Source organism: Streptomyces caatingaensis, assembly GCF_001187435.1.
Lineage (GTDB): Bacteria > Actinomycetota > Actinomycetes > Streptomycetales > Streptomycetaceae > Streptomyces > Streptomyces caatingaensis.
In genome coordinates, this window is record NZ_LFXA01000018.1 from 622,200 (window position 1) to 634,493 (window position 12,294).

General features: G+C 73.3%; 10 protein-coding genes. 3 read left to right on the plus strand and 7 right to left on the minus strand.

The genetic code is table 11. From position 1 onward, the window contains the following. Positions 1 to 24: 24 nt before the first annotated feature. From glmS to AC230_RS29545, 7 genes are all read right to left on the minus strand, one after another. On the minus strand, positions 25 to 1,845 hold the full coding sequence (glmS, locus tag AC230_RS29515) for a glutamine--fructose-6-phosphate transaminase (isomerizing) (protein ID WP_049719379.1): 1,821 nt from the start codon (positions 1,843 to 1,845) through the stop codon (positions 25 to 27). An 88-nt stretch (positions 1,846 to 1,933) separates the two neighbouring features. After that, a complete protein-coding gene (locus AC230_RS29520) occupies positions 1,934 to 2,209 on the minus strand; it encodes a hypothetical protein (protein ID WP_049719380.1) in 276 nt (91 codons plus the stop codon). Positions 2,210 to 2,294: 85 nt separating this feature from the next. Then, on the minus strand, positions 2,295 to 3,197 hold the full coding sequence (locus tag AC230_RS29525) for a DUF4429 domain-containing protein (protein WP_049719381.1): 903 nt from the start codon (positions 3,195 to 3,197) through the stop codon (positions 2,295 to 2,297). 66 nt (positions 3,198 to 3,263) lie between these two features. Next, a complete protein-coding gene (locus AC230_RS29530) occupies positions 3,264 to 4,424 on the minus strand; it encodes an acyl-CoA dehydrogenase family protein (RefSeq protein WP_049719564.1) in 1,161 nt (386 codons plus the stop codon). 9 nt (positions 4,425 to 4,433) lie between these two features. After that, positions 4,434 to 5,378, minus strand: coding sequence for a hydroxymethylglutaryl-CoA lyase (locus AC230_RS29535; RefSeq protein ID WP_049719382.1), 945 nt, complete (start codon positions 5,376 to 5,378; stop codon positions 4,434 to 4,436). Next, positions 5,375 to 7,486 carry an acetyl/propionyl/methylcrotonyl-CoA carboxylase subunit alpha gene (locus tag AC230_RS29540; protein ID WP_049719383.1) on the minus strand — a complete coding sequence of 704 codons (2,112 nt, stop codon included), beginning with the start codon at positions 7,484 to 7,486 and terminating at the stop codon, positions 5,375 to 5,377. Before AC230_RS29540 ends, AC230_RS29535 begins: the two co-directional genes overlap by 4 nt. A gap of 14 nt (positions 7,487 to 7,500) precedes the next feature. Beyond that, positions 7,501 to 9,132 (minus strand): carboxyl transferase domain-containing protein, encoded by a 1,632-nt coding sequence (locus AC230_RS29545; protein WP_049719384.1) that lies wholly within the window; start codon positions 9,130 to 9,132, stop codon positions 7,501 to 7,503. A 258-nt stretch (positions 9,133 to 9,390) separates the two neighbouring features. Here AC230_RS29545 and AC230_RS29550 point away from each other — a divergent pair, with 258 nt between their 5' ends. From AC230_RS29550 to tesB, 3 genes are all read left to right on the plus strand, one after another. Next, positions 9,391 to 9,987 carry an SACE_7040 family transcriptional regulator gene (locus tag AC230_RS29550; RefSeq protein WP_049719565.1) on the plus strand — a complete coding sequence of 199 codons (597 nt, stop codon included), beginning with the start codon at positions 9,391 to 9,393 and terminating at the stop codon, positions 9,985 to 9,987. Between the two features lie 205 nt (positions 9,988 to 10,192). Beyond that, complete coding sequence (locus tag AC230_RS29555; protein WP_049719385.1) at positions 10,193 to 11,350, plus strand: acyl-CoA dehydrogenase family protein; 1,158 nt, start codon at positions 10,193 to 10,195, stop codon at positions 11,348 to 11,350. 25 nt (positions 11,351 to 11,375) lie between these two features. Then, positions 11,376 to 12,254 carry an acyl-CoA thioesterase II gene (tesB, locus tag AC230_RS29560; protein WP_049719566.1) on the plus strand — a complete coding sequence of 293 codons (879 nt, stop codon included), beginning with the start codon at positions 11,376 to 11,378 and terminating at the stop codon, positions 12,252 to 12,254. The last annotated feature ends 40 nt before the right edge of the window (positions 12,255 to 12,294 follow it).

Consider the following 12,294-nt stretch of genomic DNA (forward strand, 5'->3'; position numbering starts at 1 on the left):
CCGTCCCCTCGAAGGGCGCCGGCCCTACTCGACGGTGACGGACTTCGCGAGGTTGCGCGGCTTGTCGATGTCGCGGCCCATCGCCTTGGCCGTGTAGTAGGCGAAGAGCTGGAGCGGGATGCCCATCAGGATCGGGTCCAGCTCGTCCTCGTTCTTCGGCACGACGATGGTGTGGTCGGCCTTCTCCTGCTCCCGGTGCGCGACGGCGAGGATGCGGCCGCTGCGGGCCTTGATCTCCTCCAGCGCGGCGCGGTTCTTCTCCAGCAGGTCGTCGTCCGGCACGATCGCCACGGTCGGCATCGCGGGCTCGATCAGGGCCAGCGGACCGTGCTTGAGCTCGGAGGCCGGGTAGGCCTCGGCGTGGATGTACGAGACCTCCTTGAGCTTCAGCGAGGCCTCGCGGGCCACCGGGTAGCCCCGGACGCGGCCGATGAACATCATCGACTTCGCGTCCGCGTACTCCGCGGCCAGCTTCTCGATCTGCGCCTCGTTCGCCAGGATCTCCTCGATCTGGGCGGGCAGCTTGCGCAGGCCCTCGATGATCCGCTTGCCGTCCGCGACGGACAGGTCACGGGTGCGGCCCAGGTGCAGGGCGAACAGGCCGAAGGCGACGACCATGTTGGTGAAGCACTTGGTGGAGACGACGCAGACCTCGGGGCCGGCGTGGACGTAGATGCCGCCGTCGGTCTCCCGGGCGATCGCCGAACCGACGACGTTCACCAGGCCGAGGACGCGGGCGCCCTTGCGCTTGAGCTCCTGGACGGCGGCGAGCACGTCGTAGGTCTCGCCGGACTGCGACACCGCGATGTAGAGGGTGTCGGGGTCCACGACCGGGTTGCGGTAGCGGAACTCGGAGGCCGGCTCGGCGTCGGCGGGGATCCGGGCCAGCTCCTCGATCATCTGGGCGCCGATCTGGCCCGCGTGGTACGAGGTGCCGCAGCCGAGGATCTTCACCCGGCGCACGGCGCGGGCGTCGCGGGCGTCCAGGTTGAGGCCGCCCAGGTGCACGGTGGAGAAGCGGTCGTCGATGCGGCCGCGCAGCGCGCGGTCCACGGCGTCGGCCTGCTCGTGGATCTCCTTGTGCATGTACGTGTCGTGGCCGCCCATGTCGTACGACTCGGCCTCCCACTCGACGGTGGTCGGCTGGGCCGAGGTGGTGGAGCCCTCGGTGGTGTACGTGCGGTAGTCGTCGGCCTTCAGGGTGGCCATCTCGCCGTCGTCCAGGGTGACGACCTGGCGGGTGTGGCTGACCAGCGCGGCGACGTCGGAGGAGACGAACATCTCCTTCTCGCCGATGCCCAGCACGACCGGCGAGCCGTTGCGGGCGACGACGATGCGGTCCGGGAAGTCGGCGTGCAGCACGGCGATGCCGTAGGTGCCCTCGATGTGCCGGAGCGCCTCGCGGACCTTCTCCTCCAGCGTGGCGGCCGCGGAGCGGCCGATGAGGTGGGCGAGGACCTCGGTGTCGGTGTCCGAGACGAAGGCGATGCCCTCGGCCGTCAGCCGGGCGCGCAGCTCGGCGGCGTTGTCGATGATGCCGTTGTGGACGACCGCGACCGTCTCGGCGGCGTCCAGGTGCGGGTGCGCGTTGATGTCGTTGGGCGCGCCGTGGGTGGCCCAGCGGGTGTGGGCGATACCGGTGGTGCCGTTGAAGCGCTTGGGGAGGCGGGACTCCAGCTCGCGGACGCGGCCCTTGGCCTTGGCGGTCTTCAGACCCCCGGCCTTGCCGCTCGCGTGCAGGGCGATACCGGCGGAGTCGTACCCGCGGTACTCCAGGCGCTGCAGGCCCTCCAGCAGCAGCGGGGCGACATCACGCTTGCCGATGTAGCCGACGATTCCACACATGGTGCGGTCCCTCCCGTACAGAAGATCATGGATGCCCGACGACGGCAGGAGCCGCCGTTACGCCGGGGTGTACGACGTGGCCGGGCGCTCAGCCGTAGACGATGCGACGCAGCTGGCGCAGCGAGAGTTCGGGTGGCGCCACCGCGCGGTACGGCAGCTCCGCCGAGATCCTGGCGAAGATCTCCGCGTTGGCCAGCCCGCCCGCCTGCAGTTCGCGGTGGCGGCGGCGGACGAACTCCTCGGCCGTCTCGTCGAAGTACGCCAGGACGTCCAGGACCACCCGGGCGGCCTCGCCGCGCTGGAGCGGCGTGCTGCGCACCAGGTGGTCAACCAGGTCGTCATGGGACGTACGGCGTTCGAGCACCCGTCGATACTGAAGGGCCGCGGCGCCTTTCGCAAGAATCCTGCCCGAATTCGGGCAAGCCCCGGTGGGATGCGGGGCGATTTGGTCAGAATCGCTGGAGAATCGCCTGCTTCGCGGCGGCGAACTCCTCGTCGGTGAGGATCCCCGAGTGGTGCAGCTCACCCAGCTCGCGCAGCCGGCGCAGCAGGGTGTCGTGATCGTCGCCCCGGTCCGGGGCCGCATCCCCGGCGGGCGGGAGGGCGTCGGCCTCGGCGACCTTCGCCAGGGGCGGCGCGGTGGGCCGGTCGGCGGCCGGGTGCGGCAGGCGGGCCACGACGGCGGCGCCCACCAGGGCCATCAGGCCGTCCTTCTTGAAGCCGTAGAGCTCGATCGCGTTCGGGTCGTACTTGGGGCGGGCCTTGGCGGGCGAGCCCTGGACCTCGAAGCGCAGGTAGCCGTTCTCCAGGCCGACGCCGGGCAGCCATTCGACGGCCCGGATGTCGCGGAGGGGGAACTCGCGGGGGCCGCCGGAGGCCTTTCCGTCGTCGGTGAGCCAGTTCCACTCCAGGCGGACGCGCTCGCCGTCGAAGGAGGCGGTGCCGTCCCCCGCGCCGGCCGAGACGGGGACGGCGGGGCCGGGCAGCAGATAGCGGTCCGCCGGGCCCTCGGGCACCTGCTCCAGCAGCAGGGCCGTGCGGACCTCCTCCGCGAAGTATTCGGCGACGCCCGAGCGGTCGGGCTCCGTCCGCAGCTGGTACGGGTCGGCGGCGTCCGGCAGCCGGCCGCGGGTCACCTGCGAGAGCGGGTCGGCGCCGTCGCGCAGCCGGAGCCTCAGCCGGCCCCCCTTGCGGCCCGGCTCGAAGGAGACGCCGGCGACGGCGGCGAGGGGGACGGTCAGCTCGCCCAGGGTCTGGCGGACCAGGTGCACTCCGCGCTCGCGCCCCGGGACGATCCGTATCGCGCTGCCGTCGAACGTCCAGGTGCCGTCCGACTGGAAGATCTCTGCCATGGGGGAATTCTCGCAGGGCGGGGCCGGGGCGCGGGGGCCGCGGGCGCCCGCCCGGCCCGCCGCGCCTCAGCCCGCCAGGCCCAACTCCCGGGCGATCAGCATGCGCTGGACCTCGCTGGTGCCCTCCCCGATCTCCAGGATCTTGGCGTCGCGCCACATCCGGGCCACCGGGTACTCGTTCATGAAGCCGTAGCCGCCGTGGATCTGGGTGGCGTCCCGGGCGTTGTCGACGGCGATCTCGGAGGAGTAGAGCTTGGCCAGGGCGGCCTCCTTCTTGAAGGGCTCGCCGTGCACCAGCCGCGAGGCCGCGTCGCGCCAGGCCAGCCGGGCCGTGTGGGCCCGCATCTCCATGTCGGCGATCTTGAACTGGATCGCCTGGTTGGTGCCGATCGGCCGGCCGAAGGCCCGCCGCGTCCGCGCGTACGCCAGCGACTCGTCCACGCAGCCCTGGGCGAGGCCGGTGGCCAGGGCCGAGATGGCGATGCGGCCCTCGTCGAGGATGCGCAGGAACTGGGCGTAGCCACGGCCCTGTTCGCCCAGCAGGTTCGCCGCGGGGACGCGGACGTCGGAGAAGGACAGCTCGCGGGTGTCCGAGGCGTTCCAGCCGACCTTGGAGTACGGGGGCGCGACGGTGAAGCCGGGGGTGCCGGAGGGGACGATGATCGAGGAGATCAGCGGCTTGCCGTCCTCCGTGCGGCCGGTGACCGCGGTGACCGTCACCAGGCCCGTGATCTCCGTGCCCGAGTTGGTGATGAAGCACTTGGTGCCGTTGATCACCCACTCGCCGGTGGCCTCGTCGAGGCGGGCGGTGGTGCGGGTGCCGCCCGCGTCCGAGCCGCACTCGGGCTCGGTGAGGCCGAAGGCGCCCAGGATCTCGCCGGAGCACAGCCGCGGCAGCCAGGTCCGCTTCTGCTCCTCCGTGCCGAAGCGGTGGACGGGCATGGCGCCGAGGGAGACGCCGGCCTCCAGGGTGATCGCCACCGAGGAGTCGACCCGGGCCAGCTCCTCCAGGGCGATGCCGAGGGCCAGGTAGTCCCCGCCCATCCCGCCGTACTCCTCGGGGAAGGGCAGGCCGAACAGGCCCATGCGGCCCATCTCGCGGACGATCTCGTAGGGGAACTCGTGGTGCTCGTAGAACTCCCCGATCTTCGGGGCGACCACGTCGTGGGCGAACTCCTCGACGGTGCGGCGGAGTTCCTCGTGTTCCGGGGTGAGGCGGTGGTCCAGCGGCATGGCTCATGACTCCTGGTGGGAGATGGCGCGAACGGTGCGGGACGGACTGGGCCGCCCCAGGTGGCCGGCCATCCACACGCTTGTGGCGGTGAGGTGGCCGAGATCGACCCCGGTCGTGATGCCGAGGCCGTCGAGCATCCACACGAGATCCTCCGTGGCGAGGTTGCCGGTGGCGCTCTTCGCGTAGGGGCAGCCCCCGAGGCCGCCGGCGGAGGCGTCGACGGTGGTCACGCCGTGCCGCAGGGCCGCGAGGGTGTTGGACAGCGCCTGGCCGTAGGTGTCGTGGAAGTGCACGGCGAGGCGGCCGGCGGGCACGCCCTCGGCGTCGAACGCGCGGAGCAGCGCGCCGACGTGGCCCGGCGTGGCGACGCCGATGGTGTCGCCGAGGCTCAGCTCGTCGCAGCCGAGGTCGAACAGGCGGCGGCCGGTGGCGGCGACGCGCCCGACGGGCACGGCGCCTTCCCAGGGGTCGCCGAAGCACATCGACAGATAGCCGCGGACCCTCGCCCCGGCGGCCTTCGCCCTCGCCACGACCGGCTCGAACATCGCCAGCGACTCGTCCACCGTGCGGTTGAGGTTGGCCTTGGCGAACGACTCGGTGGCGCTGCCGAAGACGGCGATCTCCCGGGCGCCGAGGGCGAGGGCGCGGTCCAGGCCGCGCTCGTTGGGGACGAGTACGGGCAGGCGGGCGCCGACGTCCCGGACGAGGGGGAACAGGGCCTCGGCGTCGGCGAGTTGGGGAACCCACTTCGGGTGGACGAAGCTGGTCGCCTCGATGGTGTCCAGGCCGGCGGCGGCGAGGCGGCGGATGAACTCCGCCTTCACCTCGGTGGGGACGACGCCCTTCTCGTTCTGCAGGCCGTCGCGCGGGCCGACTTCGTGGACGCGGACGCGGCGTGGGAGGTCCGGGTCGGGGACGGGCATGGGGAGACCGGCGGGCAGGGTCATGACTCCTCCACGGGATCCGTGCCGTCGGGGGCGACGACGGCCAGCACCTGGTCCATGGCGACCGTGCTGCCCGGGGTGACGCCGAGCTCGGTCACCGTGCCGTCGTGCGGGGCGGAGATGACGTGTTCCATCTTCATGGCCTCCACGACGAGGAGGCTCTGGCCGGCGGTGACGGTGTCGCCGACGGCGGCCTTCACGACGGTGACCGTGCCGGGCATGGGTGCCGTGAGGGCCCCCGCGTGCGCGGCGGCCCCGGCGGAGCGGGCGGCGACGGCGTCGTGGTCGGTGACGCGCCAGGCGTCGCCGTCCAGGGCGAGCCAGATGCCCTCCGGGTCGGTGGTGAAGTGGAAGGTGCGGCCGTCGAGTCGGAGGGTGGGGCGGCCGGGGGTGGTGGTGAGGAGGCGGGCGCGGTGGGGGGTGCCGTGGGATGCCGGCTCCGCGGCGGCGGGGGCGCTGCCGTCGCCGCTCCGCGCCCCCGGGGTGCCGCCCCCGGAGCCCTCCGGCGTCCGGGGGACCGCGGAGCCCCGCTCCGGAAGGATCTCCGCGTCCGCCGCGCGGCCGCGCACGCGGATCGTGACGGGGTCGTGGCCCGGGACGCGGAGGGTGTACGGCGTCCACGCCGGCTCGCCGCCGAGGCGCCAGCCCGTCGGGTGGGAGAAGGGGTCGGTCCAGGAGCCGGGGGAGGACGGGGGCTCCAGGGACGCGTGGCGGAGGAGGGCCGCCGCGGCGTAGACCTCGAAGGGGACCTCGTCCGGGACGAGCGACGCGGCCTCGCGGTCGACCAGGCCCGTGTCCAGCTCGCCGGAGACCACCGCCGGGTGGTCCAGCAGGCGGCGCAGGAAGCCGGTGTTGGTCTCCAGGCCGAGGACGGCCGTCGAGGCCAGGGCGGCCCGCAGGCGGCGCAGGGCCGTGGCGCGGTCCGGGCCATGGGCGATGATCTTGGCGAGCATCGGGTCGTAGGAGGTGCCGATCTCCGTGCCGGTGCCGAGGCCCGAGTCGACCCGGACGCCGGGGCCCTCCGGCTCGTGGAGGGCCACGACGGTGCCCGCCGAGGGCAGGAAGCCGCGTGCCGGGACCTCCGCGCAGAGCCGGGCCTCCAGTGCGTGGCCGGTGAGGGCGATCTCCTCCTGGGCGAGGGCGAGCCGCTCTCCGGCGGCGACCCGGAGCTGCCACTCCACCAGGTCCAGGCCGGTGACCAGCTCGGTGACGGGGTGCTCGACCTGGAGGCGGGTGTTCATCTCCATGAAGTAGTAGGAGGAGGGGTCGCCGCCGGGGACGATGAACTCCACGGTGCCGGCGCCGGTGTAGCCGCAGGAGCGGGCCGCCTGGACGGCGGCCGCGCCCATCGCGGCCCGGGTGGCCTCGTCCAGCAGGACGCTCGGCGCCTCCTCGACGATCTTCTGGTGGCGCCGCTGGAGGGAGCACTCGCGCTCGCCGAGGTGGACGACGTTGCCGTGGCCGTCGGCGAGGACCTGGATCTCGATGTGGCGCGGGCGGTCGATCCAGCGCTCCACCAGGAGGGTGTCGTCGCCGAAGGAGCCGCGCGCCTCGCGCCGGGCGGCGGCGATCTCCTCGCCGAGCAGCGCCTCGTCGCGGACGAGCCGCATGCCCTTGCCGCCGCCGCCGGCGGACGGCTTCAGCAGCACGGGCATGCCGATCTCCCGTGCCGCGGCGGCCAGTTCGGCGTCGGACAGGCCGCTGCCGGTGGAGCCGGGGACGACGGGCACGCCCGCGGCCCGCACCGTCTCCTTGGCCCGGATCTTGTCGCCCATGAGCTCGATCGCGGAGGCGGGCGGGCCGATGAAGACCAGCCCGGCGGCCTCGCAGGCGCGGGCGAACGCGGCGTTCTCCGCGAGGAAGCCGTAGCCGGGGTGGACCGCCCGCGCACCGGTGCGGGCGGCGGCGTCGAGCAGCCGCTCCACGGACAGATAGCTCTCGGTGGCGGAGGCGGGACCGAGGCGGACGGCCGTGTCGGCCTCGCGCACGTGCCGGGCGCCGGCGTCGGCGTCGCTGAAGACGGCGACCGAGCGGACGCCGAGCCCGCGCAGGGTGCGGACGACCCGGACGGCGATCTCACCGCGGTTGGCGACCAGGACGCTCTCGAACATGGTCACGTCTCCTCTCACATCCGGAAGACGCCGAAGCCGGGCGCGGCCGGGTCGCGTGGGGGCAGGGGGGCGTTGGCGCAGGCGGTCAGGGCCAGACCGAGCACCTGGCGGGTCTCCAGCGGGTCGATGACGCCGTCGTCCCACAGCCGGGCGGTGGCGTAGTAGGCGTTGCCCTGGCGCTCGTACTGCTCGCGGACGGGCGCCTTGAACGCCTCCTCCTCGTCCGCCCCCCACTGCTCGCCGTGCGCCTCCAACTGGTCGCGCTTGACGGTCGCGAGGACGGAGGCGGCCTGCTCGCCGCCCATGACGGAGATCTTGGCGTTGGGCCACATCCACAGGAAGCGGGGGGAGTAGGCCCGGCCGCACATCGAGTAGTTGCCCGCGCCGTAGGAGCCGCCGATGACGACCGTCAGCTTGGGGACGCGGGTGCAGGCCACGGCCGTCACCATCTTGGCGCCGTGCTTGGCGATGCCGCCCGCCTCGTACTGCCGGCCGACCATGAAGCCCGAGATGTTCTGCAGGAAGACCAGGGGGATGCCGCGCTGGTCGCACAGCTCGATGAAGTGGGCGCCCTTCTGGGCGGATTCGGAGAAGAGGATGCCGTTGTTGGCGACGATGCCGACGGGGTGGCCGTGGATCCGGGCGAAGCCGGTCACCAGCGTCTGCCCGAACTCGGCCTTGAACTCCGCGAACCGCGAGCCGTCCACCACCCGGGCGATGACCTCGCGGACGTCGTAGGGGGTGCGGGAGTCGACCGGGACCGCGCCGTAGAGCCCGGCGGGATCGGCCTGGGGCTCCTCGGCGGGCTCCACCCGCCAGGGCAGCGGCCCGCGGTCGCCGAGGGTGGAGACGATCGTGCGGACGATGCGCAGGGCGTGCGCGTCGTCCTCGGCGAGGTGGTCGGTGACGCCGGACACCTTGGAGTGGACCTCGCCGCCGCCCAGCTCCTCCGCCGTGACGACCTCGCCGGTGGCGGCCTTCACCAGCGGCGGGCCGCCGAGGAAGATCGTGCCCTGGCCGCGGACGATGACCGCCTCGTCGCTCATCGCCGGGACGTAGGCGCCGCCGGCCGTGCACGAGCCGAGGACGGCGGCGATCTGCGGGATGCCCGCGCCGGACATCCGGGCCTGGTTGTAGAAGATCCGGCCGAAGTGCTCGCGGTCCGGGAAGACCTCGTCCTGCAGGGGGAGGAAGGCGCCGCCGGAGTCCACCAGGTAGAGGCAGGGGAGGCGGTTCTCCAGGGCGATCTCCTGGGCCCGCAGGTGCTTCTTGACCGTCATCGGGTAGTAGGTGCCGCCCTTGACCGTGGCGTCGTTGGCGACGATCACCGTCTCGCGGCCGGAGACCCGGCCGATGCCGGCGATCACTCCGGCGGCGGGGGCCGCGCCGTCGTACATCCCGTCGGCGGCCAGCGGGGCGATCTCCAGGAACGGCGACCCAGGATCCAGCAGGGTGTCCACCCGGTCGCGCGGCAGCAGCTTGCCGCGGGCGGTGTGCCGGGCGCGGGCGCGCCCGCCCCCGCCCAGCCGCGCGGTCGCGAGCTTCTCGCGCAGCTCTGCCGCGAGCTCGCGATGGGCGGCCTCGTTGGCCCGCCAGGCGGCGGACGCCGGATCTGCGGTGCCGGTCAGCACCGGTGCCTGCTGCATGGACTTCGAGCTCCCTTGCCCGGTCTCACGTGCTTGCTGGTTCTGGCTGCTGGTTCTGGCTGCTGGTACTGGCGCTGTTAATGAGCGTTAACAGGGTCCTTTCAGGTTAACGCCCGCTAACGCGCCCTGTCTACAATTTCTTCCGTGAACCCCGAGCACCCCGTGAACCCCGAGCCCGTGAACCGGGAGCCCATGGACGCCGAGCCCCTGGGCCCCGGGAGCGGCGCCGCGCACGACACGGCCGCCCGCGCGCGGGCCATGATCGCTGCCGCCGCCCCCACCCGCCGCGAGCAGATCCTCAAGGCGGCCGCCCGGCTCTTCGCCGAGCGCGGCTTCCACGGCGTCGGGGTCGACGAGATAGGGGCGGCGGTCGGCATCAGCGGCCCCGGTCTGTACCGGCACTTCGCGGGGAAGGACGCGATGCTCGCCGAGCTGCTCGTCGGCATCAGCGGCCGGCTCCTCGCGGGCGGCCGCGAGCGGCGGGCCGCGGCCGAGGTGGCGGGCGTCGGGCCGGCCGAGGTGCTCGGCTCCCTGATCGACGGGCACATCGACTTCGCCCTGGACGACCGGGCGTTGATCACCCTCCACGACCGTGAGCTGGGGCAGCTGCGCGACAGCGACCGCAAGCTGGTGCGCTCCCTCCAGCGGCAGTACGTGGAGCTGTGGGTGGAGGTGGTGCGCAAGCTGCACCCCGGGGCGACGGAGGACACCGCCCGGGCCGCCGTCCACGCGGTCTTCGGCCTGCTCAACTCCACTCCGCACCTGGGCCGTCCGGGCGCGCTCCCCGGCCGCGAGGCCACCGCCGCGCTGCTGCGGCGGCTGGCGCACGGAGCGCTGGGGGCGCTGTCGGACTGAGGGGGCGCGGGGCGAGGCGGGGGCGCGGACGGCGTCCAACTCCCGCTCCGGACGGCATCGTTCCGGTGCGGGAGCGGCCCCGGCGGGCCGCGGACGGATCTGGACAGGGTTCGAGACCGCCCGGTAACTTTCGCTGAGCAAGCGCTTGGTCGGCAGGTGCTCGGCCGCCGGGAGAGCGGGAACCGCGCCCAATCAGGGGGTAGTCGTGCGGCGGACGGTGTTCGGCGAGGACCACGAGGCGTTCCGCGCCACCCTGCGGGAGTTCATCGCCGCGGAGGTCGTCCCCTTCCACGACGACTGGCGCGCGGCCGGCCGCGTCCCCCGGGCGTTCTACCGGAAGCTGGGCGAACTGGGCGTCCTCGGCATCGAGGTGCCGGAGGAGTACGGCGGCGCGGGCGAGCGGAGCTTCAGGTTCCAGGCGGTGATCTCCGAGGAGTGCGCCCGGGCGGGCGTCAGCTTCGGCGGGGCCGGCGCGCACACCGCGCTCTGCCTCCCCTACCTCCTGGCGTACGCCACCGAGGAGCAGAAGCGGCGCTGGCTGCCCCCGTCCGTCACCGGGGAGATGATGACCGCCATCGCCATGACCGAGCCCGGCACCGGCTCCGACCTGGCCGGGATGCGGACGACCGCGAAGCTCTCCGCCGACGGCACGCACTACGTCCTCAACGGCGCCAAGACCTTCATCACCGGCGGCGTCCAGGCCGACCGCGTGCTCGTCTGCGCCCGCACGGCCCCTCCGTCGCCGGAGGACCGGCGCGCCGGCATCTCGATCCTCGTCGTGGACACCGCCTCCGAGGGCTACGCGGTCGGCCGCACGCTGGAGAAGCTCGGGCTCAAGACCTCGGACACCGCCGAACTCTCCTTCACCGACGTCCGGGTGCCCGTCGGGGACCTCCTCGGCGAGGAGGGCAGGGCCTTCTCCTACCTCACCCACAACCTGGCGCGGGAGCGGCTGGGCATCGCCGTCGGGGCGTACGCGCAGTCCGCCGCCGCGCTGGAGTTCGCGCTGGAGTACGTGCGCGGGCGGACGGTGTTCGGGCGGCCGGTGGCCGCGTTCCAGAACACCAAGTTCGTGCTGGCGGACTGCCGTTCCGAGGTCGACGCCCTGCAGGCCGTCGTGGACCGGGCGCTGGAGGCGTACGACGCGGGGGAGCTGACGCCCGCCGACGCGGCCTCGGTGAAGCTCTTCACCACCGAGCGCGCCGCGGTCGTGATCGACAAGTGCCTCCAGCTGCACGGGGGTTACGGGTACATGATGGAGTACCCCGTCGCGCGGCTGTACGCGGACACCCGGGTGAGCCGGATCTACGGCGGGACGAGCGAGGTCATGCGCTCGATCGTCGCCAAGTCGATGGGACTGTGAGGACGGCGCGCACGTGAACGAACCCATGACTCCGCTCGAGGAGCTCCTGGCCCTGCTCGACCTCGAACGGATCGAGGAGGACATCTTCCGCGGCACCAGCCGGGACGCCGTGATCCCGCGCGTCTTCGGCGGCCAGGTCGCCGCCCAGGCGCTGGTCGCGGCCGGGAGGACTGTACCGGAGGATCGTCCTCCGAACTCCTTGCACGCCTATTTCCTGCGGCCCGGTGACCCCGGCCGGCCCATCGTCTACACCGTGGACCGGATCCGCGACGGGCGGTCCTTCACCACCCGCCGGGTGGTCGCCGTCCAGCACGGCCGGCCGATCTTCCACCTCTCGGCGTCCTTCCAGGTCCACGAGGAGGGGCTGGAGCACCAGGAGCCGATGCCGGCCGCGCCCGACCCTTCGGCCCTGCCGACCGCCGCCGAGATGCTGCCCCGCTACGCCGGCCTCCTCGGCGGGCCGGAGGTGCTGGACAAGCTGCTGGAGGCGCGGGCCGCCGTCGACCTGCGGTACGCGGACGAGCCGCCGTTCGCCAGCGTCGGGGAGGCGCGGGAGCCCCGCTCCCAGGTGTGGTTCCGTACGAACGGCAAGCTGGCGGACGATCCGCTGCTGCACGTCTGCCTGGCCACCTACGTCTCCGACATGACGCTCCTCGACTCCGTGCTGCTCGCGCACGGGCGGGGCGGCTGGGCGGTGGGCGACGTGGTGGGCGCCAGCCTCGACCACGCGATGTGGTTCCACCGGCCGTTCCGCGCGGACGAGTGGCTGCTCTACGACCAGGAGAGCCCGACCTCCCAGGGCGGCCGGGGGCTGGCGCGGGGACGGATCTTCACCGTGGAGGGCAGCCTGGCGGTTTCCGTGACCCAGGAGGGGCTGGTGCGGGTTCCGCGTCCGCGGGGGTGAGGGACTGTCGGTGGCCCCTTGTACGCTCTGTGCCCGTAGT